The following is a 22,593-nucleotide window of genomic DNA, read 5'->3' as shown; positions in this document are numbered from 1 at the left end:
CGCCCGGCGGTTCAGACGTCCGCGGCGACGGTCTCGACGACGGGGACGATGACCCGATCGCGGAACACGCCCCGGAACTCGTTCTCGTAGGAGGAGGTGTCGCCGATGCGGATGTGCGCGACCTTGCCGCCCGCGACCGTGAAGACCAGCGGCCCCTTGACGCAGGTGAGGTCGTCGGTCCCGGCCAGGTGGTCGGGACGGTGGCAGGCGTCGGCGCCCGCCGCGTCGACCGGGACGACCTCCCGGTCCGCGGCCTTGCGGGCCGCGTAGACGCGCGCCGCCACGTCCGGAGCGCCGACCGCGACCAGGGTGATCGTGACAGTGGCGGTGCCGTGGTCCGGGGTGCCCGACGTGCGCTTCCCCCTGGTCTCGTACGGGAACAGCATCGAGTAGGTGCAGTGTCCCTTGGCGGTGGCCTGCGCGACCCGCGCGGCCTGCGCGAGCAGCGCCCCGGCGTCCCCGGCGGCCGCGCCGTCCCACCACTCGGGGCGCACGGGGTCCGGCCGGATGTCGACCTTCTCGAGTTCCGGCAGGACGGCGCGCAGCTCGTCCTCGGTGAGCAGCGTGCAGGCGTCCGGCCACCGCGCGGCGGGAGCGAGCCCGCCGGCGGCGGTCCCGACGGCGATCTTCCGGCCGTCCGGCGCGGCCTCGCCCGTCGCCATGCCCTCGACGGTGCCGCATCCGGCGGCCACCGCGAGCACCCCCGCCGCCGCTGCCGTCCAGGCCGTCCCGCTCTTGGCCACGCCGCTCTCCCTTGGTGGGCCCTCACCGACGTGAGTGGGACGCCACGGCCGCGCGCCCGGTTCCGGGACCGGCGGGGTCCCGGAACCAGGCGATTCGACTACATCCTCCAGTGCATCGGCTACTACGCGAGCCGCTGCCCGAGCGGCTCGCGGAGATGGAGCGACTTCCGCAAGGCGTCCCGTGCGTCCGGGGTGCCGCGGTGGGAGCGCCCGCACGGCCCGCCCCCGCGGAGCCGCACGGACGCCGTGTCACGCTCAGTCCTTGTCTTCCCAGGTCCTTTCGCAGTCCTCGACACTCTCGACGCGGAAGCCCTGGCCCGAGCCGTCAACGTGGTTCCTGATCCGGTCGAAGTTGGCGACGAACCCCTGGTAGGTCAGGTGGTCGTTCATGATCCGGATGACGTTCTCGTCGTTCTTCTCCAGCGACGGGCGGTTGAGGTTGCCGGTGCCGGTGAACACGACCCTGGCCGGCTCGTCGGTGTTGGGGTAGCCCGCCTCGATCATCACGTCCTTGGTGTGGACGTAGTTCGGGGCCTCGCCGTCTTCTTGCCTGTACGACCACATCCGCACCCGGCCGCCGTCCTCCACGCCGTTCTCCACGGCGGTCGCCAGCGGCACGCAGGCCGCCTCGTGGATCTTGCGCGCGACGATATCGACGTCGCAGCCCTCCGCCACCTTCTGGACCAGCGCCTCGGCGACCGGGCTCCTGGTGAGGGACCAGTTCGCGACACGGATCGTGCCGGGGCAGCTCGTCGCGTCCAGGGTGTGGACGAACGTGTCGTTCGCCGACAGGTCGCCCGGCACCCGTGCGCGCGGGTAGAAGTAGCTCTTGATGTTGCCGGTGATCTCCGGCGGGTTCGTGTCGTAGTAGTTGAGGTCGGCCGTCATCTTCGCCATGTCGTCGAAATAGCCCGCGAAGCGCTGGTACAGGTCCGCGTTCCCGACGTGCGTGTACCAGCTGTTCCAGGTGTTGCGGCCGGACGTCGTGTTCAGGTTGGCCGAGCCCGTCGAGACGACGTCCGAGGCGCCCATCGTGTCGGAGAACAGGACGAACTTGTTGTGCATCGTGCCGGTGCCCTGGCACGAGTGGTACGGGGGAGCACCGAGGATCTGGCGGCAGTAGCGGGCCCACGTCGCGTCGTCTCCGTCGTCGGCGAGGGCCCGCTGCACGTAGCCGAACTGCTGGCCGTCCGTCTCCGGCGCCCCGCCGTCGACGAGGAGCCGCACCTTCACGCCGCGGGACCGCGCCGCGTCGAGCAGCGCGTCGGCGACGGGCCGGTTCTCGAACCGGTACGCGGTGAACGTGATCGTGGAGCCGGCCGCGGCGCCCTTGATCATGTCGATCAGGTGCGCGGGGATCTCCTCGCCGCCGGGCGTGCCGAACGTGGCGGTGTTGGTGAGGCCGGGCGCGGCCGTCCGTGCGGGTGCGGGTGCGGCGGCGGAGGCGGGAAGGGACGGACCGGCGGACGTCACGACCAAGGCGGCCGCGGCGAACGTGAACCCTCGGGAGCGCATGACCGACTCACTTTCCGTTCAGGGAGACAGGGTGCATGCGGGGTGCGCCACGATCTTCCTGCGTCGGCTCGCCGCGGCGGGAGCCCGGATTCGGCCAACCGGCGACGGTTTCAGGACGTCAGGACGTCACGGCGTCGGCGGATCCGCGGCCGAACGTCGCCCGGTACGCGGTCGGGGTGACCCCGGCCGCCTGCCGGAACCGCGCCCGCAGCGCGGCGGCCGACGGGAACCCGGACCGTCGTGCGACCTCGTCCACGGTCAGGTCGCTCGTCTCCAGCAGTTGCTGCGCCCGGATGACGCGCTGGTGCGTCAGCCACTGCGCGGGCGCGCAGCCGGTGATCTCCCGGAAGCGGCGGTCGTAGTTGCGTCTGCTCATGTGCGCCCGCCGCGCGAGGACGGACACCGGCAGCGCCGAGTCCAGCCGGTCGAGCGCCCATCCGATCGTCTCGGCCACCGGGTCCCCGGCGTCCAGGTCGGGGAGCGGCGCCTCGATGTACTGCGCCTGCCCGCCGGGCCGGTGCGGCGGCACCACGAGGGCCTTGGCGAGCCGGTTGGCGTGCGAGGCGCCGAGCATCGACCGGAGCAGATGCAGCCCCAGGTCCATCCCCGCCGCGCCCCCGCCCGCCGTCAGGACGTCCCCGTCGTCCAGGTAGAGGACGGCCGCGTCGACCCGGATCTCCGGGTGCAGTTCGGTCAGCCGGTCCGCCAGCGACCAGTGCGTCGTCGCGGGACGTCCGTCCAGCAGCCCGGCGGCGGCGAGCACGAACGTCCCGTTGCACAGCCCGGCGATCCGCGCGCCCCGCCCGTGCGCGGTGCGCAGCGCGTCCAGCACCGCTTCGGGCGGACGCTCGGCGGTGGACTGGGGCAGGTTCGGGATGACGACCAGATCCGCGGTGCGGACGGCGTCCAGATCGTGGGGGACGTCGCACGACAGCCCGCCGCCGACGATGGCGGTGCCGGGCTCGCCCGCGACGATCCGCACATTCGTGCCCGGCAGGACGCCGTAGTGCGCGGCGATGTCGAACACGCCGCAGGCGAACGACATGCTCCCCAGGACGGCCCCGTCGAACACCACCACGACCAGCCGGCGCGGCGCGCCCTCCGCGTGGCCCCGAGCGGCGCGGAACGCCTCGGCCAGCAGGTCGCCCATCGCAGCCTCCAGCGCAGAACGCGGCACCGGTCGCGGGGCCGCCCGACTCGTTGGATATCACGCTGCCCGGTGGCCGGGGAAGGTGCGGCGGGGTCCCGCCCCCCTGGCGGGAGCGGGACCCGTTGCCGGACCGGGGGTCAGCCCACCCGGAAACTGCCGGTCGGGGACACATGTGCCCCGTGACCTGGGCGAATGAAATTGAACGGCGGCGGGACGGGGGCCATGCACCACGGGTCGGTGAAGAAGAGCAGCCGCCCGGTGCTGTGATTGGCGACGACGTGGGCCCCGGCCGGGAACGCCCGGCAGGACGACGACGGGGCGTATTCGCGCAGTTCAGTGCCCGCCCACGAGATTTCCGAGCCCTCCGTCACGAAGACGACGATCTTGCCTTCGGGCGCCGCGGGGGCGGCGCTCGCGGGCGCCGCGGCGGTGAGTGCCGCGGCCGCCAGGGCGGTGGCGGCGATGGCGGCCTGCACGGGTCGGGGCATGTCGCTCCTTTGTCGAAGGTGGAGGGAACGGCGATGGTGATGCCCGGCCGGGGCCGTGTTCATGGCACCGAGCAATTGACTTGTAACTTGGTGTAACAATTGCTGGTCAGTGGCCCGACGAAGGATCGCGCCGAACTTTTGACGGTGAGTCGTTGACTGTTCACTGTCCGTAAATTAGCTTGAGCCCCGGTGCCGGGACGCGCGTCCTCCGGCGATCTCCGAACGCTTCGGAAAGGGCACTGACCTGCAATGCTGCACACCCTCATCGTCGGAATGGGCAGGGCGGGCCGGCGGCTGCACCTGCCGTCGCTGGCCAAGGTCCGCACCGCCGCCCCCGGGCTGCTGGCCCCGTCCCCGATCGTGGCCTTCGACCCGTTCCGTCCGCCTGCGGGCGCCGACGGCGTGGTGACCGTCGGGTCGCTGGAGGAGGCGGCGCGGTGCCATCCCCCGGCGCGGACGGTCGTGCACCTGTGCACGCCCCCGCACGTCCGGGCCGCGATGCTCGACCGGCTGGCCGGACTCGGCCACCGCAAGATCATCGTGGAGAAGCCGCTGGCCGTCGACCTCGTCGGGCTCGCGGCCGTCGCCCGCATCCGGCGCCGCTGGAACCTCGACCTCGCGGTCGCCACGCACTGGCTCGACAGCGCCCTCACCCGGCGGCTGCGCGCGGCCGTGACCGGCGGACGGTACGGGCGCCTGCGCCGGATCCACGTGGTGCAGAACAAACCCCGGTTCGCGCTGGGCACGGGCGCCCGCACCCACCCGACCGCGTTCGACGTCGAGATGCCGCACGCCCTCGCGGTGGTGCTCGACCTCGCCGGGGACGCCCGCATCACCGGCGCCTCGTGGGACGACCTCGTCATCGGCGGCCGCACGGTCCCGCGGCTCGGCGGCGCGCACCTGCGGCTGTCGCACCGCTCGGGCGTCCGCACCGAGATCGACTCCGATCTCACCTCGCCCGTCCGCGAACGGCGCATCACCCTCGAGTTCGACGAGGGCGTCCTCGTCGGGCACTACCCGTGCAGCGACGCCGACCACACCGCCCAGCTGCGCACCGTGCGCCCGCGCGGCGGCGCGACCTGGACGGTCTTCGACGACGACGCGTTCCCGGCCTTCCTCGGCGAGGCGTACGGACGGTTCGCCGCCCACGCGCCCACCCCCACGCTGCCCTTGCAGGTCGAAGCCGTCCGGCTGCTGACCGAGGCGAAGCGGCACTGTGCCGGGGTGCCGGAGGTGCGCGGTGTCTGACGTCCGGTTCGCCGGCCTCGGCGACGAGGCCGCCCCCGACCTGCCGGGCCAGCTCGCCGCGGTGGCCGAACTCGGCTGGAACCGTCTCGAGCTGCGCACGATCGACGGCACCCCGATCGCCCGCCTGGCCGCGGACGACGTCCGCCGCACCGCCGACCGCCTCCGGGCGTCCGGCGTCGCGGTGGCCGGGGTCGCGTCGAAGATCGGCGACTGGTCCCGTCCGGTCACCGGCGACTTCTCCCTCGACACCCGGGAGCTGGAGACCCTCGCGGACCGGTGCGACGTCCTCGGCACGCGCCTCGTGCGGATCATGTCGTACCCGTCCGGCGGGCTGGACGAGCCCGAGTGGGGCCGCCGCGCCCGGGCCCGGCTGCGCGAGCTCGCCGCGCGCGCCGCCGACCGCGGGCTCGTCCTGGCGCACGAGAACTGCGCGGGCTGGGCGGGCGACCGCGCCGACCGCATGCTCGACCTGCTCGCCGCCGTCGACAGCCCCGCGCTGCGGCTCCTGTTCGACACCGGCAACGGCGTCCCGCACGGCTACCCCGCGCCGCCGCTGCTGCGCGCGATCGTCCCGTACGTCGCGCACGTGCACGTCAAGGACGCGATCCGCACCGGCGGCGACACCGTCTACGTGCCGCCGGGCGAGGGGGACGCCCGCGTCGCCGAGTGCCTGCGGGTGCTGTTCGACCACGGCTACGACGGCGTCCTGTCGATCGAACCCCACGTGAACCTGCGCCCCCACACCGGGACCGGACGCGCCGAACCCGCGACGTTCGTCCAGTGCGGCCGCGCCCTCGAACGCCTCGTCGCCGCCATCGCGCCGAAGGCCCCCCGATGACCCCGCCCGCCGGCACCCCCGACGCCCCCCTCCCCACCGGGGCGCGCGCCGAACCGGGCGGGTGTGCCGGGCCGCCGGGGTGTGCGGGGGCCGGTGGGTGTGCGGGCGCGTGCGCTGGGTGTGCAGGAGGCGGTGCGGCCGACGGCGGGGGCGGTGCAGGGTCCGGGGTGCCGGGGCCGCTCACGGGGGGCGACCGGGATCTGCTGCTTCGACTCCTCCGGCTGCCCACCGCGGGGCCGCTGGAGACCGGGCCGGACGGGCCGCCGGGACGGCTCCGCGAGGCGCAGGACGCGTACGCGGAGCACGCCGCGGCGATCGGCATGCGCGTCGTGCGGCACGCGGCGGCGAGTGCGGCGGACGTGGAGCGGGGGCCCGTCCCCGCGGTGGTCCGGACCGCGATGAGGCGGCACGGGTTCCTCGAGGACCAGCCGAGCCTCGTGCTGCGGCTCGGGCCGGACGACCTGGCCCACGGGCGAACGGTCATGTTCAACGTGCACCTGGACACGGTCGCGGGCGTGCAGCCGGTGACGTTCGACGGCGAGCGGTTCACCGGGCGGGGGGCGATCGACGCGAAGGGTCCGGCGGTCGCGCTGCTCGCGGGGATCCGTGCGGCGCGGGCGAGGCGTCCGGCGCTCGGCCGGGACGTGGGCGTGCTGGTGCAGGCGGTCGCGGGCGAGGAGGGCGGGGCGATGGGCGTGTTCGGCACCCGCCCGCTGGTGCAGGCGGGGCACACCGGACGGCTGAACGTGTTCTGCGAGCCCACAGCCGGACGGTTCCTCGCGCGGAGCACGGCCTCGATGACGGCGCGGGTGGTCGTGGACGGGGCGGACGCGATCGACGACCGTCCGGGCGAGGGGCACAACGCGAGCGTCCTGCTGGGGCATCTCGCGCAGTGGCTGGGCCTCGCACTCGATCCGTACGCGGCGCAGGCGGCGGTGTGCGTCGCGGGCATGCGCACGGGAACGCTGCACAACCGGGTGTACGGGTCGGGGTCCCTGCTGCTGAACCTCGCGTACTCGTCCCTGGACGCGGGCCGCCGGCTGGAGCGGGAGCTGGAGGCGTCGCTGCACGACGGGCTCGACGACTTCGCGGCCGGGTTCGGCGACACGCTGCTGTTCGCGCGCACGGCCGCCGACGCGCACGCGATCACGCGGCTGGAGTGGCTGAAGCGGGGCCTGCCCGTGCTGGACGATCGCGACGCGTGGGGCCACGCGTTGCTGCGCGCCGCGGGAATCCCGCCGTGGCCGCCCGACGAGCCCGCTTTCACCTGCGACGCGATCTGGATGTCGCAGGTGCCGAGGGCGTGCACGGTGGTCCTCGGCCCCGGCGACCTGGCCGCCCGCAACGCGCACGCCGACGGGGAGTTCGCCCGCGCGGACGAACTGGCGGAGTTCGCCGATGCGGTCGCCCGCCTGCTCACCGCCTTCACCGACGACACGACGCCGACGCCATGACAACGGACACCCCGAACGCACACAGCACCCCCACGAGCGCGATGCCCACGGGCGCCACGACCACGAGCGTCGTGCCCACGGGCGCCGTGCCCACGGGCGGCATGACGGCCGGCGCCACGACCACCGGCGGCACGCCGACGAGCGCCGTGACCACGAGCACCACGACCACCAGCGCCACGAACACCAGCGCCACGAACACCAGTGACACGACCACCAGTGACACGACCACCAGTGACAGGAACGGAGTGCCGTGACCTTACTGACCGCTTCCCCGGAGCCCCTGGCGGCCGGGGTCCGCGTGGATCACGCCGAGTTGCTCGACTTCACCGCCGCCGTGTTCGCCGCGCACGGCGTCCCGCGCGTGCGGGCGCGCGCGGCGGCGGAGGCGCTCTGCTACGGCGACGTGACCGGCATGACCTCGCACGGGCTGGCGAACCTCACGCGCCTGTACCTGCCGCTGTTCGCCGACGGGCGGGTCGACCCGCGCGCCGAGCCGGACCCGGTCGCCGACCGGGGCGCGGCGGTGCTGCTCGACGCGCGCCGGGCGCTCGGCCTGTGGTCGGCCGGGGAGGCGATGGACCTCGCCGTCGAGCGCGCCCGGACGTACGGGGTCGGGATGGTGTCGGTGCGCGGCGCGACGCACTTCGGATGCGCGGGCCATCACGCGCTGCGGGCCGCGGAGCGCGGGATGGTCGGGATCGTCGCGGCGAACTGCGGCGGGCAGCGCATCGCGCGGCCGCCGGGCGGCGCGGCGCCGATGCTGGGGACGAACCCGCTGAGCGTCGCGGCGCCCGCGGGGCCGCACCCGCCGTTCGTCCTCGACATGAGCACGACCGCGGCGCCGACGGGACGCGTCCGGCAGGCCGCGCGGGAGGGCCGGACGCTCCCGGAGGGGCTGCTCGCGGACGACGCCGGCCGCCCGGTCACCGATCCGGCCGAGTTCGACGCGGGACGGGCGCATCTGCAGTGGCTCGGGGGAGCGGCCGGGCAGCACAAGGGGTTCGGGTTGGGGGTCGCGGTGGAGGTGCTGGCGGCGCTCGCGGCCGGTGCGGGCCTGGGGCCGCTCGGCGGCGGGCGCGACGACGACATCGGGTTCGTCGCGATGGCGGTCGCGCTCCCGGAGGGCGACCGGGCGGGCGCTCTGTTCGGCGCGCTGCTGGACTGCCCGCCGGTGGACCCGGCCGAGCCGGTGCGGTATCCCGGATGGCACGAGCACGAACGGGCGCGCGAGCGGATGCGGGACGGCGTCCCGCTCGGGGACGTCCTGTACCGGGAGTTGTACGAGGTCGCGGTGCGCACGGGCGTCGCCCTCCCGGACGTGCTGCGGTGAGGCCGCCGCTGCGGATCGCCGTCGTGGGCCTCGGGGTGATCTCCCGGTTCTACCTCGCGGCGCTCCGGGACGCGCCGGACCTGCGGCTCGTCGCGGTGTGCGACGGGGATCCGGGGAAGGCGTTCGCCCAGGACGTGCCGGGCTACACCGACCATGTGCGGCTCCTCGAGGAGGAGCGGCCGGACGCGGTGATCGTGACGGTGCCGAACGACGTGCACCACCGGGTCTGCGCGGACGCCCTGGAGCGGGAGGTCGCGGTGTGCGTGGAGAAGCCGCTCGCGCTGACGGCCGGGGAGGGCGCCGAGCTGGAGGCGCTCGCCGAGCGCCGGGACGTCCCGCTGTTCACCGCGTTCCACCGGCGCCACAACGCGGCGGTCGAGCGGCTCGCGCGGGACTGCGCGGGCGCGGCCGTCGCGGAGGTGACCGTCCGGTACTTCGAGCGCATCGAGGAGCACGCGGGCCCGGACGGCTGGTACCTGGACGCACGGCGCTGCGGCGGCGGGTGCGTCGCCGACAACGGGCCGAACGCGTTCGACCTGGTGCGGCTGCTGGCGGGCCCGGCGGAGACGGTGTCCGCGCGGATCGAGCGGGACGCGGCGGGCACCGACCGGCGGGCCGACATCGGGCTGCGCGCGGGACCGGCGCGGGCGCGGGTGCTGCTCGACTGGTCGTATCCCGGGGAGCGCAAGGACGTCGACGTCGTGCTGGACGACGGGCGGGTGCTGCACGCCGACATGCTCGACGGCCATCCGGGCTTCAAGGACTCGCTGTGGCACGAGTACGTGGGCGTGCTGCGGGCGTTCGTGCAGTGCGTGCGGGGCCGGGTCGAGTACGACGGCGGGCTGGCGGCGCTGCGCTTCGTCGAGGACGCGTACCGGCTGGAACACGCGTGAATCCGGACGAGGACGGTGCGAAGCGCGCCGTGCACGGGACGCTCGTGAAGGTGCTGACGCATCGCCGGACGGATCGCGGGATGCGGCTCGAACCGTTCGCGAGCCGGTGCGTGCGGGCGGGCGACGTGCACGAGCTGGTGGCGACCGACCACGCGGAGACGTCGGCGGGGGCCCGCATCGACCGGGTCGCGTTCCTCGGCTTCGCGGAGATCGCCGCCGGGGGCGTCCTGGACCGCGGGGACGTGCTGTGGATCGGCGGCCGGCGGATCGGGGTGCTGCTCGGCTTCGACGGCTGCCACCTGCCGAACCACTACAACGTCCTGGTCCGGGCCGATCCGGGGCCGCCGCGCAGCGGCGGCGAGCTGGGCCTGGCGCCGGAGCAGGACCTCGTGTTCCGCCAGGGCCGCCCGCCGGACTGATCCGGCCGCCCGACATACCGAGAACGCCCGAATTCGCCAACGTGTCGGCCGCCGCATGCGCACAATTCGATAGCGATTCCGGGTGACGCCGAATTCATGCCGAGGATATGCGGGTCTTACCTTCGCTGCATGGTTCGGGCGGGCCGGATCAGGCAATCTCTGTGGCGTGGGGTCGGGAATTCGATTCGCCCCCGGAAAGACAGCCCGATTTGACCATCGGCATCCCGCGCTGGGGATGCAGAAAGGAACGTCCAATGGTCATGGCCACCAAGCAGGAGAACCGGCTCGAGGAGCGGTTCCGGCTGTGGGACAGCAACGGCAACGGCACCATCGAGCGGGCCGACTTCGAGCGCGAGGCCGACGAGATCATCTCCCGTCTCGGTGCGCAGGGCACCCCGGGCGCGGGCGCCCTCAAGGACGCCTACCTCGGCATGTTCGACACGCTCTCGGCGGCGGCCGGGTCCGACAAGATGAGCCGGCCCCAGTTCCTGGAGGCCGCGGAGAAGGAGATCATCGGCAAGGGCGACGAGGGCTTCGCGAACGTGGTCGGGCCGACGATCGAGGCGATCGTCGGCGTCCTCGACAAGTCCGGCGACGGCGAGGTGTCCCCGGCGGAGATGCACGGCTGGTTCGCCGCGATCGGGCTGAGCCCCGAGGTCGCCGACAGCGCCTTCCGGCAGCTCGACACCGACAACAGCGGAAAGCTGTCGGTGGCCGAACTGGTGGACGCGGTGCGCGACTACCACCTCGGCCGCAACGACATCCCGCTGCTCGGCCGCTGACCGCGCGACGGCGGGCCCCCGGCGGCCCGCCGGGGGACCGATGACGGGCCGATGAAGGGCCGTCCGGGAGCGTGCCGCGCCGCCGGCCCGGCGCGCTCCCGGACGGCGCGGACGCCTTTTCGTGAACGTACGGACGCGCAGGGGAAAAGTGCAGACGACATCGACCGGGCCGACAATTCCGTTCTTCACCCAGGCGGCGACGTTCGACGCCGAATGGGACGGCATCCGAAGACATCTCACCGACGTCCTGGACGACGGCAAGTTCTCGCACGGCGCGAAGGTCGCCGAATTCGAGCGGGAACTGGAGCGGTGGACCGGCGCCCGGCACGCCGTGGCGGTCAATTCCGGGACGGACGCGCTGGTCCTGCTGCTGCGCGCGGCCGGGCTGCGGCCGGGCGACGAGGTGATCGTCCCCGCGTACTCGTTCATCGCGACGGCGACGTCCGTCGTGCTCGCCGGCGGCGTCCCGGTGTTCGCCGACATCGAGGACGGCGGGTACGGGATCGACCCGGCGGCGGCGGACGCGGCGGTCACCGCCCGCACCCGGATGATCATGCCGGTGCACCTGTTCGACCGCCCGGCGGACATGCGGGGCGTGGCGCGGGTCGCGCGGCGGCACGGCCTCACCGTCGTCGAGGACAGCGCCGAGGCGATCGGCATGGTCGCGGACGGCGCGCACGCGGGGCTGCTCGGCGCGGGCGGGGCGCTGTCGTTCTTCCCCGCCAAGACGCTCGGCGCGATCGGCGACGCGGGCGCGGTGCTCACCGGCGACGACGCCGTCGCCGGGACCGTCCGGATGCTGTGCCATCACGGGCGCGGCGGGCACACCCTCGGGAACTTCCCCGGCATCGCCAACCCCACGGTGCTGCCGGGCCGCAACAGCAAGATGGACGACGTGCAGGCGGCCGTCCTGCTCGGCAAGCTCGGCCGGCTCGGCGCCGACATCGAGCGGCGCGCCGAACTGGCCGCCCGCTACGACGCGCGGCTGCGCGCCGTGCCCGGCGTGCGCCGGGTGCCGGGCGACGTCCCGCCGCACCCCGGGACGGGACGCGCCGTCTACGTCTACCTCGTCGAGGTCGACGAGCGCGACGCGCTCGCCGCGCACCTCGCCGTGCGGGGCGTCGGTACCGAGGTCTACTACCCGCGGCCGCTGCACCTGCAGCCGTGCTTCGCGCACCTCGGCCACCGGCCCGGCGACCTGCCCCGCGCGGAGGCCGCCTGCGCCGCCGCCCTCGCGCTGCCCCTGTACCCCGACCTGCCCGACGCGGACGCCGACCGCGTCTGCGCCGAGATCGAGTCCTTCTACACCGGAAGGAGGGCGCGGTGACCGCCCCGCCCGCCCCGACCGCCGCGACCGCCGTCCCGTTCTTCCCGCCCGACCTGTTCGACGGCGACCGGGACGCCCTGCTGGACGCCGTCCGCACCATCGGCACCGGGGCCGCGCAGAAGTTCATCCTCGGCGAGCACACCGCCCGCCTGGAACGCGCGCTGCACGACCGGCTCGGCGCCGCCACCGCGGACGTCGTGGCCTGCTCCAGCGGGACGTCCGGGCTGTCGCTGCTGCTCGCGGCGCTGGACATCGGGCGCGGCGACGAGGTCGTGGTGCCCGCGTTCGGCTGCGCGCCGCTCGCCGCGACCGTCCTGGACGCCGGCGCCCGGCCCGTCTTCGCCGACGTCGACCCGGTGCGGCTGACCATGGACCCGGCCGCCGCCGAGGCGGCCGTCGGGCCGCGCACGAAGGCGCTCATGCCCGCGCACATGTTCTCGGTGATGGCGGACATGCCCGCGTTCCGCGCCCTCGCCGACCGGCACGGCCTGCACCTGATCGAGGACTCCGCCCTCGCCCAGGGCGGCACGCTCGCCGGACGTCCGGCGGGATGCTGGGGCGACGCCGGGGTGTACTCGTTCGTCCAGGTCAAGACGTTCGGGATGCCGGGGGAGGGCGCCGTCGTCATGACCCGCGACGCCGAGCTGGGCCGGACGGTGCGGATGCTGCGCAACCACGGGCAGGACGGCGTGCACCGGTTCGTCCACCACCGGATCGGCCACAACAGCCGCTTCGACGAGGTGATGGCCCTCTTCCAGCTGCACCGGCTGCCCGGCCTGGACGGGCGGCTGGCGCGCCGCGCCGAGATCTCCGCGCGCTACACGCGCCGGTTGGCGCCGCTCGCCGGCCGGGGCCTGATCGCGCCCCCGGCGGGCGGCGACGGCCGCTTCCACTACGTCTACACGCTCCTCACCGAGCGGCGCGACGAGCTGCGCGCTCACCTGGCCGAGCGCGGGATCGCCGCGCACGTCTACTACCCGTGCCCGCTCCCCGCCCAGCCCGCCTTCGTCCCGCACGCGCCGCGCGGGGCCGCATGGCCGAACGCCGAATCCGCCACCCGCCGCAACCTCTCCCTGCCGCTGTACCCGCACCTGACCGACGCCCAGGTCGACCGCATCGCCGACGCGGTCCACGCCTTCGCCGACCCCGGCACCCCGACCGGCGCCCGCACGGGCACCCCGACCGGCGCCCGCACGGGCGCCCGGTCCGGCGCCCGGTCCGGCGCGCGCGCCGACGTTGACGCCCCGGCCGGTGCCCCGAGCGGCGCTCCTGCCGACGCCCCGTCCGGTGGCCCGTCCGACGTCCGCACGGGCGCCCCGGCCGACGCCCCGTCCGACGTCCGCACGGGCGGCCCGTCCGGCGGCCCGTCCGGCGGCCCGTTCGGAGGCCCGTCCGGCACCCCGACCGACATTCGCACCCCGACCGACATCCACGCCTCCACCGATACCGGACCCCACACGCACACGGAGCGGTGATGACGCAGCAGACGACGGCGCTCGCGAAGGCGGGCGCGTCCGGTTCCGGCGGGCTCGCCGCCTACGCGCGCCTGGCCAAACTCGACATCTACGACTACTACCTCGGCCTGCCGCTGGTCTGGGCGCTGCTCGCCCCGGCCGTCCGCTGGGACGCCGGGACGTTCGGGCTGCTCGCCCTCGTGCTCGTCGCCGAGGTCGTCGTGGTGGCCGCCATGGTCGGCTTCGACGACATCACCGGCTACCGCGACGGCAGCGACGCCGCGAACTACGGGTCCGACGCCGCGCGGCGCCGGCTGCACCGCAAACCGCTCGTGGCGGGCACGCTCACCGAGACGCAGGCGCTGCGGTTCGCGTGGGCGGCGACGGCCGCGGGCGCGGTGCTGTGGGCGACGGCCGGGGCCGCCGCCCCGCACCGGCCGCTGTGGGCGATCGTGCTGGCGGCGGTGTGCGTCGCCGCGTCGGTGCAGTACTCGTGGGGCCTCAAGATCAGCTACCGGGGGTTCCAGGAGATCTTCCTGATCGGTCTCGGGATCGGCTGGACGCTCGTCCCGTACGCGCTGCTGACGGGTGCGGCGTCCGGGTTCGTGCTGGTGCAGGCGGTGGTGTTCGGGGCCGGGCCGATGATCTTCGGGCTGTACTCCAACACCAACGACGCCGACGGCGACCGGGCGGCGGGCCGCGTCACCGTCGCGACGCGGGTCTCCGCGCGGACGCACCGGGCGTTCGTCGCCGCGGCGACCGGCGCGCTGGTGCTGCTGATCGCCGGGTCGGCGGTGGCCGGGGTGGCGCCGTGGTGGTTCCCCGCCGTCCTGCTCCCGGTCGTGGCGATGCGGCTGGCGCACCTCGTGATCGGCTTCCGGGGCGACATCCTGCGGGCCCGCCGGATCGCGATCCACGCCCACCGCGTCACGGTCGCGCTGCTGATCGTCGCGAACCTCGTCGCGACCGGCGTCGCGTCATGACCGACCCGCAGACCGACCCGCAGACCGACCTCGACGTCGCCGTCGTGGGCGCGGGGCCCGCCGGGCTGGCCGCCGCGCACGCGCTGGCCGGGGCGGGCCGGACGGTCCGCGTGTTCGAGGCCGCGGACGCCGTCGGCGGGCGGATGCGGACGGTCCGCGAGCACGGCTGCCTGATCGACATCGGCGCCGAGATGTTCCCGGAACCGCCCGCCTACCCCGCGACGTGGCGGCTGATCTCCGCGCTCGGCCTGGACGCCGACCCCGCCGCCGTCCCGACGGTGCCCGACGCGCTCGCCGTGTGGCGCGGCGGCCGCACCCGCCCGCACGTCGGGCGCCCGCTCGGGCTGCTGACCGGCGCGGGCCTCGGGGCGCGCGCCCGCCTCGACCTGGTGCGGCTGCAGGCGCGGCTCGCCCGGCTCGGCGACCTCGACCCGCAGCGCCCCGAGCACACCTCCCTCGGCACCGCGACCGTCGCCGACCTCGTCCGCCCGTACCACCCCGACCTGCGCGACTACCTCGTCGACCCGCTGGTCGGCGGGTTCTTCGGCTGGGACCCCGAACGGTCCGCCGCCGCGCCGTTCGCCGCGCACCTGGCGACGTCCGGCGGCACCTCCGGCTGGCGCACCTACCGGGACGGCATGGACACCCTCGCCCGCGCCCTCGCCGCCCGGCTCGACGTCGTCACGGGGCATCCGGTCACGCGGGTGACGGGCGGCCTCCGCACGGTGCTGCTGGAGTCGCCGCGCGGGACCGTGTCGGCGCGCGCGGCGGTGCTGGCCGTCCCCGCGCCCGTCGCGGCGCGCCTGCACCCGGACGCCCCGCCCGCCGTCCGCGAGTTCCTGCGGGCCTGCGGCTACGCGCCGATGCTGCGCGTCAGCCTCGTCCTGGACCGGCCGCTGGCGCCGCGCGGGGCGCGCCCCCGGTTCGCCACGCTCGTCCCGTCCGCCGCGGACCCGCTGCTCGGCGTCATCACCGCCGACCACCGCAAGCACCCCGGGCGGGCGCCCGAGGGTCGCGGCCTGCTGTCGCTCGTCACCTCGCCGGCCGGCACCGCCGAACTCGTCGGCGCGCCCGACGACGCGGTGGCGAACCGGCTGCTCGCCCGCGCCGAACGGTTCGTCCCCGGCCTGGGACGGAACGTCCGGCACGTCCGGGTGTCCCGGTTCCGGCACGGGCTGCCGGAGGCGACCCCGCGCGCGCTCCGGCTGCGCGCCGCGTTCGCCCGGCGGCCCGTCTCGTCCGTCGAGTACGCGGGGGACTGGACGGTGCTGCGGCCGTGCAGCGAGGGCGCGGTCGCGTCCGGCGGGACGGCCGCCGCCCGCGTCGTCCACCACCTGTCCGGCGGCCTCGGGCCCGGCGACGCCTTAGACCCCGACCCGTTCCAGGAGGTGGACCGATGACCCCGTTCGGCAGGCGCATCGAGCTGGGCACCCTGTTCGACGACGCGGCCGCGCGCGGCGTCCCGACGGCCGTGCACCTCAGCCGCCCCCTCGACATCGCGCCCGGCCTCGGCACCGTCCACGACCTGCCCGCGCTCGCCGGGCTCGTGCGGGACGCCGCCGGATGGCTCGCCGCCGCCGGGGCGGGACGCGGCGACCGGATCGCCATCGCCAAGCGCGACCACTGGGACACGGTGCTGCTGTGCTGCGCCGCCGCCCGCATCGGCGCCGTCCCCGCCCCGCTGTCGGCCCACCTGGACGCCGCCGCGCTCGACACCCTGCTGGGGCGCCTCGATCCCGCGCTGCTCGTCACCGACGCAGCCCGCCTCGCCGCGAGCCGGACGGCCGGGTGCGCCCCCGAGTCGCTCGCCGCCCGGACGCTCGTCCTCGACGGCGGCGCCGCGGACGTGGACGCGGACGCCCTCACGCTCGACGACGTGCGCGGCGCGCCCGCCCCCGCCCCGTACCGGCCGCCGGTCGACCACCCGCTGGCGATCATGCACACGTCCGGCACCACCGGGGTCCCGAAACTCGTCGCGCACACCACCCGGACGCTGCTGCGGCGGCTCGCCGGGTTCGAGGCGCACCGCTGGCCGCTGCTGTCCGCCCGGCCGGACGACGTCGTCGCCGGAGCGTTCTCGTTCGTGCACGGCCGCGCGCTCGCCTGGACGGCCGTCGCGCTCGCCCACGGGCCCCGCGAGCTGCTCGCGATCTCCGCGCCCGGCTGGGACGAGGCCGGACCGCTCCTCGACCGGCACCGGCCCACCGTCGTCGAGGCCCAGCCCGCGACGTTCGTCCGGTGGCGGTCCCGGCTCGGCGACGGCCACCCGTTCGACCGCGCGCGCCTGTTCATCAGCACGTTCGACGCGGTGCACCCGCCGACCGTCCGCGCGTTCCTCGGCGCCACCCGGCACGCCCGCCCCGTCTGGCTGCAGGGCTGGGGGCAGAGCGAGACCGGGCCGCTGACCTTCCGGTTCCTCAGCCGCCGCGCCCTCGCCGCCGAACGCGACCGGCACCCGACCACCCGCGACCTCGGCCGTCCCGTCCCCGGCCGCACCCGGCTGCGCGTCCTCGACCCGGCGACGCTGCGGCCCGTCCCGCGCGGCGCCCCCGGGCTCGTCGTGTGCGCCACCCGCGCGCTCGCCGACGGGTACGTGGGCGAGCGGCGCCGGTTCGAGCGCAAGCGGGCGGGCCGCTGGTTCATGACCGGCGACCTCGGGGTGCTGACCCGCGACGGGCGGCTCCTGCTGCTCGACCGCGAGGCCGACGCGCTCCCCGAGGGCAGCGGCACCGAACTCGAGGACGTCATCGAGGACCGGCTCCCGGGCGTCGTCGAGTGCGTCGTGCTCAGCGTCCCCGGCCGCCCGTCGCAGCCCGTCGTCGTCGCCGAGCACGGTGCGCCCGACCCGGACGCATGGCGCGACGCGTGGCGCGACGCGACCCGCGACCTGCCCGAACTCGCCGAACCGGTCGTGCTGGCGTGGGACGAGATCCCGCGCACCGGCACCGGCAAGGTGCGGCGCGGCGTCCTGCGGGAGCGGCTCGGCCTCACCCCCGAGACGCACGGGACGGGCCGATGGACGTGACGAGCGCGGCGTACCCGCTGGCGGGGACGGTCGTCCGGGCGTCCGGCGACTCGCTCCCGCTGCGCGTCGCGGCGGCGCGGCTGCGCGCGCTCGGCTGCACGATCGAGCGCGGCGGACCGGCCCCCGCGGACGCGCCCGCCGGACGGCTCGCCGCCGTCCGCACCCCGTTCCCCGGCGCGCCGCCGGAGTGCGCGATCGGCTGGTCCGGGCCCGTGCGGGTGCCGCTGCGCGGCGAGCACGACGTGCAGGCCGCGTGCGGGATCATGCAGGTCCACGGCCGCGCCACCGGCGGGCCGCGCGTCCTGCCGGTCGACTTCGCGTCCGTCTGCGCGGGCGTCCTCGCCGCGCAGGCGTTCACGGCCGGGGCGTTCGCCGCGCTGCACGGCCGGACGGACGTCGCCGCGACGACGTCCGTCGCGCGGGCCGCGGCCCTCGCGCTCACCCAGTACGTCGCCGTCGCGACCGCCGAACCGGGCGCCGACCGTCCGGCCGCGCCCCCGCCCGGCGGGGGCGGGCGGACGCCGCCGTTCCGCTCGTCCGACGGGACCCGCTTCGAGATCGAGACGTTCGACGCCGAGCGCTGGCACGGGTTCTGGACGGCCCTCGGCGCCGGGCGGGCCGCGATCGTCCACGGCTGGCCCCCGTTCCAGCAGCGCTTCGCCACCGCGACGTGCGCGCTGCCCCCGGAACTCGGACGGGTCGCGGGCGGGCACGAGTACCGCACCGTCCGCGCCGCGGCGGACGCCGCGGGCGTGAGCATCGTCCCGCTCCGGGACGCCGCCGCACCCCCGCCGCCCGCCCCGCCGGGCTCCCCCTGGCGCCTGGCCCCCATCCCCGCGTCCGCCGGACCCTCGCGGCCCGCTTCGCCGCGATCCGCGCCAGGCCGTCCGGCATCGAGGCCCGGGACGCCGTCCTCCGCGCCGGGTTCGCCGCCCGCGCCCGGCGTGCCGTCGAGGCCGGACGTGCCGGGCTCCGCGCCGGGTTCGCCGCCCGCGCCCGGCGTGCCGTTGAGGCCGGACGTGCCGGGCTCCGCGCCGGGGTCGTTGCCTGCGTCTGGCGTGCCGTGGAGCCCGGATGTGCCGCGCTCCGCGCCGGGTCGTCCGACATCGAGGCTCGGGCCGCCGCGCTCCGCGCCGGGGTCGCCGCCCGTGCCCGGCGTGCCGTTCTCCGCTGCCGGGGCGGCCACGGCGTCCGGCTTTCCGGCAGGGTCCGGTGTCCCTACCGCCGGGCCCCTCGCCGGGATGCGGGTGGTGGAGTCGACCAACCGGGTGCAGGGACCGCTGGCCGGGCACCTGCTGGGGCTGCTCGGGGCCGAGGTCGTGCGGCTCGAACCGCCGGGCGGCGACCCGCTGCGCGGCGTGCCGCCGATGGCGGGCGGCGGGGCCTGCTCGGCGCGGTTCCTCGCCCTCAACCGGGGCAAGGCCGCCGTCGAGGCCGACCTGAAGTCGGCGGCCGGGCGGGAGGCGGCGCTGCGGCTCGCCGCGTCCGCCGACGTGTTCCTGCAGAACTGGCCGCCGGGCCGGGCCGCCCGGTTCGGGCTGGACGCCGCCGACCTCCCGGCCCTCGTGTACGCGCACGCCGGGGGATGGGCGGACGCCCTTCCGGAGCCGCAGCCGATGGGGACCGACTACCTCGTGCAGGCCCACTCGGGCGTCGCGGCGCTGGTGGACGGGCCCACGCTGATGACGGTCACCGACGTGCTGGGCGCGCTCATCGCCGCCGAGGGGACGGTCGCCGGGCTGCTCGCGCGGGCCCGCACCGGCGCGGGCGTCAGCGTCGGGACGGCGCTGATCGACGCCGCCCGGCTCCTGCGCGCCGCCGTCCACAGCCCTGTGGACGACGGCGGGCCCCGCGCGCCCGTCGTGTCCGACCTCGCCGCGATGGCCACCGACCCGGCCTTCGCGGACCTGTTCGAAAGCGACGGCACCGCCTCCTACAGCCGCGCCCCGTGGACCTTCGACCGCACCAGGGAGCTCACGTGACGACCGCCGCCCCCACCACCGTCTGGACGTCCGGCAACGGCGTCGCCCTCGCCGACCTCGTGCCCGCCGCACTGCGCGCCGAGTGGACCGCGCGCGGCGCGTGCCCCGGCCGCGACCTCTACACCCTCTTCCGCGAGCACGCCCGCGACGCCCCCGACCGGGACGCCGTCGTCGACGGCGCGGGCGCGCTGAGCTACGCCGACCTCGACGCGTCCGTCCGCCGCGCCGCCGCCGCGCTCGCCGGGGCCGGGCACGGGCCCGCCGACATCATCGCCGTGCTGCTGCCGAACGGGCGGGACGCCGTCGTCGCCGAGCTGGCGGTCGCGGCGGTCGGCGCGGTCGCGCTGCCGATCCCGCACACGCGGGGGCCGCGCGACGTCGCCCGGCTGCTCGACCGGTCCCGCGCCGCCGCGCTCCTCACCGTCCCCGGGATGATCGACGCGGTCGACGTCCCGGCCCGCACGCGGGTGTGGACGCCGCACCGCCGGACGCCCGGCGCGGCGCCGCTGCCGGACGGCGTCCGGTCCCTCGACGACGCGACGGCCGGGGCGGTGCGGGCCTGGCGGCCCGCCCGTCCGGACGCCGAGGCGCCCGCGCGGCTGCTGGTGTCGTCGGGGTCGGAGTCGGAGCCGAAGATGGTCGCGTACTCGCACAACGCGATGGCGGGCGGGCGGGCGAACTACGTGCGGGCGCTGCGGCGCGGGCACGGGCCGGTGCGCGCCCTGCTGCTGGTGTCGCTGGCCTCGTCCTACGGGTCGCTCGGGACGTCGGTGATCGTCGCGCGGCTCGGCGGCACGCTCGTCCTGCTGCCCCGCTTCGACGCCGCGGCCGCGCTGCGCGCCGTCGAACTGCACCGGCCCACGCACCTGTTCGGCGTCCCGACGATGCTGTGGCGGATGACCGAGTCCGGCAGCGGCGCGGACACGTCGTCGCTGCGCGCCGTCGTGTCCAGCGCGGGCCCGGTGCACGGGCACGTCGTCGAGGCGTGCGTGCGCCGGTTCGGGATGGCGCCCGTCAACATCTACGGGTCGAGCGACGGCGTCAACTGCCACACCGGCCGCGACCCGGGCGCGTGGGAGCCGGGGCTGGCGGGCGTCCCCGACCCGAACGTCGCGCGGATCAGCGTCCGCGACCCCGACGGGCGCCCGCTGCCGCCCGGCGAACCCGGCGAGATCTGGGCGCTCGGCCCGATGACCCCGCTCTGCTACGTCGAGGCCCCCGACCTGGACGCCCGGCACCGCGCCCCCGGCGGCTGGGTGCGCAGCGGCGACCTCGGCCGCCTCGACCCGGACGGGACGCTCTGGGTGCTCGACCGGCTGAAACGCGTGGTCATCCGCGGCGGCGTCGGCCTGTCCCCGGCGGACGTCGAGCGCGAGCTGAGCGCCCACCCCGGCATCGCCGACGTCCAGTGCGTCCCGGTCCGGGACCGCGACCTCGGCGAGCGGATGTGCGCGTGCGTCGCCCCGCGCCGCGGCGCCCCGCCGCCGACGCCCGCCGACATGCTCGACCACCTGCGCGGGCGCGGCCTCGACAAGCGGCGGCTCCCGGAGCGGTTCCTCGTGCTGCCCGAGCTGCCGCTCGGCCCGACCGGGAAGGTGTGCGCCGCCACCCTCGCCCGGCTCGCCGCCGAGTCGGCCGTCCCCGCCGACGTCGCCGAGGCCGGGAGCGGCCGGTGAGCGCCGCCACCGCCGGCGTCTTCGGCGACCGCGCCGGGCACGCCCGCGAGCAGCACCGCCTGCTGAGCGCGGCCTACGACCCGATGACCGTCGAGAACCTCGCCCGGACCGGTGTCGGGCCGGGCTGGCGGTGCCTCGAGGTCGGCGCCGGGAACGGCACCGTCGCCGCGTGGCTGGACGAGCGCGTCGCACCGTCCGGACGCGTCGACGCCACCGACGTCCGGCCCGACCCGGACGCCGCCGGGCCGCCGGTCGTGCGGCACGACATCGTCCGCGATCCGCTGCCCGACGCCGGGTACGACCTCGTGCACGCCCGGCTCGTCCTGCGGCTGCTGCCCGAGCGCGCCGCCGTCCTCGCCCGGCTCGTCCGCGCGCTCAAGCCCGGCGGCGTCCTGCAGCTCGACGAGTTCGACGCGACGGCCGCACCGGCGCTGCACGTCCCGGGCCCGGCGGCGCGCGGGCTGTACGAGGAGTACACGGCGGCGAAGAACCGGCTGATGGCGCGCGCCGGAGTGGACGTCGCCTGGGGACGGCACGCGGCGCGCGCGATGGTCGCGGCGGGCCTGACGGGCGTCGCCGTCCGGTCCCGCGCGCAGGTGTGGGACGCCGGGTCCGCCGGGCTGCGGCTCCTCGCGCACCACGCGCGGCACCTGCACGACGGGCTCGTCCGCGAGGGCATGACCGGCGCGCGGCTCGACGCGGTGCGCGCCCTGCTGGCCGACCCGGGCTTCCGCGCCCGCTCCTATCCCATGTACTCCGTCCAGGGCCGACGCCCGCGGGAGGTCCGATGACCACGCACACCACCGGTGGCCCGAGCGGCGTCCGGCCGTTCGACGTCCGGGCCGCCGCGCCCGTCGTGCACGCCGCGATGGCCGCGTTCGACGCCGCCGCGAGCGAGGGACTCGAGCCGTCCCTCGCCGAACTCGTCCGCGTCCGCGCGTCCCAGCTCAACGGGTGCGCGCTGTGCCTGTCGATGCACACCGGGGCGGCGCGCCGGGCCGGGGAGGACGAGCGCCGCCTGCGGGCGCTCGCGTCCTGGCGCGGCAGCCCGCTGTTCGAGCCCGCCGAGCGCGCGGCGCTCGAGCTCACCGAGGCCGTGACGGTGCTCGGCGACGGCGGGGTCCCGGAACGGGTGCTTGCCGCGGCCCGCGGCCACTTCGACGACACCGCGCTGGCGCACCTGCTGTGGACGATCGCCGCGATCAACGCCTGGAACCGCGTGGGCATCGCGGCGGCGGCGGCCGCCGCCGGACCGGATAGGGACGGTCCGGATAGGTAGATATGGC

21 protein-coding genes are annotated in these 22,593 nt (G+C 76.3%); 16 read left to right on the top strand and 5 right to left on the bottom strand.

Annotation, left to right across the window (positions count from 1 at the left end; translation table 11 throughout):
• Positions 1 to 11 precede the first annotated feature (11 nt).
• The 4 genes from F7P10_RS17305 to F7P10_RS17290 form a co-directional block, all read right to left on the bottom strand.
• Positions 12 to 743: a hypothetical protein gene (locus tag F7P10_RS17305; protein ID WP_151010279.1), complete on the bottom strand. Its 732-nt coding sequence runs from the start codon at positions 741 to 743 to the stop codon at positions 12 to 14.
• 255 nt (positions 744 to 998) lie between these two features.
• Positions 999 to 2,258, bottom strand: coding sequence for a phosphatidylserine/phosphatidylglycerophosphate/cardiolipin synthase family protein (locus F7P10_RS17300; RefSeq protein ID WP_151010278.1), 1,260 nt, complete (start codon positions 2,256 to 2,258; stop codon positions 999 to 1,001).
• A 118-nt stretch (positions 2,259 to 2,376) separates the two neighbouring features.
• The gene (locus F7P10_RS17295; RefSeq protein ID WP_151010277.1) at positions 2,377 to 3,408 is read right to left on the bottom strand and encodes a GlxA family transcriptional regulator; all 1,032 of its coding nucleotides are present in this window, start codon (positions 3,406 to 3,408) and stop codon (positions 2,377 to 2,379) included.
• A gap of 137 nt (positions 3,409 to 3,545) precedes the next feature.
• Entirely contained in the window at positions 3,546 to 3,884 is a 339-nt protein-coding gene (locus tag F7P10_RS17290) for a hypothetical protein (RefSeq protein WP_176611511.1), read from the bottom strand.
• A gap of 261 nt (positions 3,885 to 4,145) precedes the next feature.
• Between F7P10_RS17290 and F7P10_RS17285 the strand changes: the two genes are divergently transcribed.
• From F7P10_RS17285 to F7P10_RS17275, 3 genes are all read left to right on the top strand, one after another.
• Positions 4,146 to 5,144, top strand: coding sequence for an oxidoreductase (locus tag F7P10_RS17285; protein WP_151010275.1), 999 nt, complete (start codon positions 4,146 to 4,148; stop codon positions 5,142 to 5,144).
• Complete coding sequence (locus F7P10_RS17280) at positions 5,137 to 5,982, top strand: sugar phosphate isomerase/epimerase (RefSeq protein WP_151010274.1); 846 nt, start codon at positions 5,137 to 5,139, stop codon at positions 5,980 to 5,982. Before F7P10_RS17285 ends, F7P10_RS17280 begins: the two co-directional genes overlap by 8 nt.
• A 167-nt stretch (positions 5,983 to 6,149) precedes the next feature.
• Positions 6,150 to 7,436, top strand: a complete 1,287-nt coding sequence (locus F7P10_RS17275) for a M20/M25/M40 family metallo-hydrolase (protein ID WP_151010273.1) — start codon at positions 6,150 to 6,152, stop codon at positions 7,434 to 7,436.
• Here F7P10_RS17275 and F7P10_RS17270 read toward each other — a convergent pair.
• Positions 7,408 to 7,665: a hypothetical protein gene (locus F7P10_RS17270; RefSeq protein WP_151010272.1), complete on the bottom strand. Its 258-nt coding sequence runs from the start codon at positions 7,663 to 7,665 to the stop codon at positions 7,408 to 7,410. The two genes, F7P10_RS17275 and F7P10_RS17270, sit on opposite strands and share 29 nt — an antisense overlap.
• A 21-nt stretch (positions 7,666 to 7,686) precedes the next feature.
• Between F7P10_RS17270 and F7P10_RS17265 the strand changes: the two genes are divergently transcribed.
• From F7P10_RS17265 to F7P10_RS17205, 13 genes are all read left to right on the top strand, one after another.
• On the top strand, positions 7,687 to 8,766 hold the full coding sequence (locus F7P10_RS17265) for an Ldh family oxidoreductase (RefSeq protein WP_254716662.1): 1,080 nt from the start codon (positions 7,687 to 7,689) through the stop codon (positions 8,764 to 8,766).
• Positions 8,763 to 9,659: a Gfo/Idh/MocA family protein gene (locus F7P10_RS17260; protein WP_151010271.1), complete on the top strand. Its 897-nt coding sequence runs from the start codon at positions 8,763 to 8,765 to the stop codon at positions 9,657 to 9,659. The genes F7P10_RS17265 and F7P10_RS17260 overlap by 4 nt, the downstream gene beginning before the upstream one ends.
• Complete coding sequence (locus F7P10_RS17255) at positions 9,656 to 10,078, top strand: hypothetical protein (RefSeq protein WP_151010270.1); 423 nt, start codon at positions 9,656 to 9,658, stop codon at positions 10,076 to 10,078. The genes F7P10_RS17260 and F7P10_RS17255 overlap by 4 nt, the downstream gene beginning before the upstream one ends.
• A 254-nt stretch (positions 10,079 to 10,332) precedes the next feature.
• Positions 10,333 to 10,860, top strand: coding sequence for an EF-hand domain-containing protein (locus F7P10_RS17250; RefSeq protein WP_151010269.1), 528 nt, complete (start codon positions 10,333 to 10,335; stop codon positions 10,858 to 10,860).
• 148 nt (positions 10,861 to 11,008) lie between these two features.
• Positions 11,009 to 12,187, top strand: a complete 1,179-nt coding sequence (locus tag F7P10_RS17245) for a DegT/DnrJ/EryC1/StrS aminotransferase family protein (protein WP_254716661.1) — start codon at positions 11,009 to 11,011, stop codon at positions 12,185 to 12,187.
• The gene (locus tag F7P10_RS17240) at positions 12,184 to 13,662 is read left to right on the top strand and encodes a DegT/DnrJ/EryC1/StrS family aminotransferase (RefSeq protein ID WP_176611509.1); all 1,479 of its coding nucleotides are present in this window, start codon (positions 12,184 to 12,186) and stop codon (positions 13,660 to 13,662) included. The genes F7P10_RS17245 and F7P10_RS17240 overlap by 4 nt, the downstream gene beginning before the upstream one ends.
• Positions 13,662 to 14,624 (top strand): UbiA family prenyltransferase, encoded by a 963-nt coding sequence (locus tag F7P10_RS17235; protein ID WP_151010268.1) that lies wholly within the window; start codon positions 13,662 to 13,664, stop codon positions 14,622 to 14,624. The genes F7P10_RS17240 and F7P10_RS17235 overlap by 1 nt, the downstream gene beginning before the upstream one ends.
• The gene (locus F7P10_RS17230) at positions 14,621 to 16,024 is read left to right on the top strand and encodes an NAD(P)/FAD-dependent oxidoreductase (protein ID WP_151010267.1); all 1,404 of its coding nucleotides are present in this window, start codon (positions 14,621 to 14,623) and stop codon (positions 16,022 to 16,024) included. Before F7P10_RS17235 ends, F7P10_RS17230 begins: the two co-directional genes overlap by 4 nt.
• Entirely contained in the window at positions 16,021 to 17,649 is a 1,629-nt protein-coding gene (locus F7P10_RS17225; protein WP_151010266.1) for a class I adenylate-forming enzyme family protein, read from the top strand. The genes F7P10_RS17230 and F7P10_RS17225 overlap by 4 nt, the downstream gene beginning before the upstream one ends.
• Positions 17,640 to 19,631, top strand: a complete 1,992-nt coding sequence (locus F7P10_RS44385; protein ID WP_254716660.1) for a CoA transferase — start codon at positions 17,640 to 17,642, stop codon at positions 19,629 to 19,631. Before F7P10_RS17225 ends, F7P10_RS44385 begins: the two co-directional genes overlap by 10 nt.
• Positions 19,628 to 21,307, top strand: coding sequence for a class I adenylate-forming enzyme family protein (locus tag F7P10_RS17215; protein ID WP_176611508.1), 1,680 nt, complete (start codon positions 19,628 to 19,630; stop codon positions 21,305 to 21,307). Before F7P10_RS44385 ends, F7P10_RS17215 begins: the two co-directional genes overlap by 4 nt.
• Positions 21,304 to 22,098 carry a class I SAM-dependent methyltransferase gene (locus tag F7P10_RS17210; RefSeq protein ID WP_254716659.1) on the top strand — a complete coding sequence of 265 codons (795 nt, stop codon included), beginning with the start codon at positions 21,304 to 21,306 and terminating at the stop codon, positions 22,096 to 22,098. Before F7P10_RS17215 ends, F7P10_RS17210 begins: the two co-directional genes overlap by 4 nt.
• Positions 22,095 to 22,586 carry a carboxymuconolactone decarboxylase family protein gene (locus F7P10_RS17205; protein WP_151010264.1) on the top strand — a complete coding sequence of 164 codons (492 nt, stop codon included), beginning with the start codon at positions 22,095 to 22,097 and terminating at the stop codon, positions 22,584 to 22,586. The genes F7P10_RS17210 and F7P10_RS17205 overlap by 4 nt, the downstream gene beginning before the upstream one ends.
• The last annotated feature ends 7 nt before the right edge of the window (positions 22,587 to 22,593 follow it).

The organism is Actinomadura sp. WMMB 499 (genome assembly GCF_008824145.1).
Classification (GTDB): Bacteria; Actinomycetota; Actinomycetes; order Streptosporangiales; family Streptosporangiaceae; genus Spirillospora.
The sequence above is the reverse complement of the archived record's forward strand: the minus strand, read 5'-3'. Positions and strand labels throughout refer to the sequence as shown.

Excerpts from the sequence above, each read along its gene's own strand:
- F7P10_RS17285 (WP_151010275.1), top strand. The coding sequence starts at position 4,146 with ATGCTGCACACCCTCATCGTCGGAATGGGCAGGGCGGGCCGGCGGCTG.
- F7P10_RS17295 (WP_151010277.1), bottom strand. The coding sequence starts at position 3,408 with ATGGGCGACCTGCTGGCCGAGGCGTTCCGCGCCGCTCGGGGCCACGCG.
- F7P10_RS17205 (WP_151010264.1), top strand. The coding sequence starts at position 22,095 with ATGACCACGCACACCACCGGTGGCCCGAGCGGCGTCCGGCCGTTCGAC.
- F7P10_RS17225 (WP_151010266.1), top strand. The coding sequence starts at position 16,021 with ATGACCCCGTTCGGCAGGCGCATCGAGCTGGGCACCCTGTTCGACGAC.
- F7P10_RS17230 (WP_151010267.1), top strand. The coding sequence starts at position 14,621 with ATGACCGACCCGCAGACCGACCCGCAGACCGACCTCGACGTCGCCGTC.
- F7P10_RS17300 (WP_151010278.1), bottom strand. The coding sequence starts at position 2,258 with ATGCGCTCCCGAGGGTTCACGTTCGCCGCGGCCGCCTTGGTCGTGACG.
- F7P10_RS17235 (WP_151010268.1), top strand. The coding sequence starts at position 13,662 with ATGACGCAGCAGACGACGGCGCTCGCGAAGGCGGGCGCGTCCGGTTCC.
- F7P10_RS17250 (WP_151010269.1), top strand. The coding sequence starts at position 10,333 with ATGGTCATGGCCACCAAGCAGGAGAACCGGCTCGAGGAGCGGTTCCGG.
- F7P10_RS44385 (WP_254716660.1), top strand. The coding sequence starts at position 17,640 with ATGGACGTGACGAGCGCGGCGTACCCGCTGGCGGGGACGGTCGTCCGG.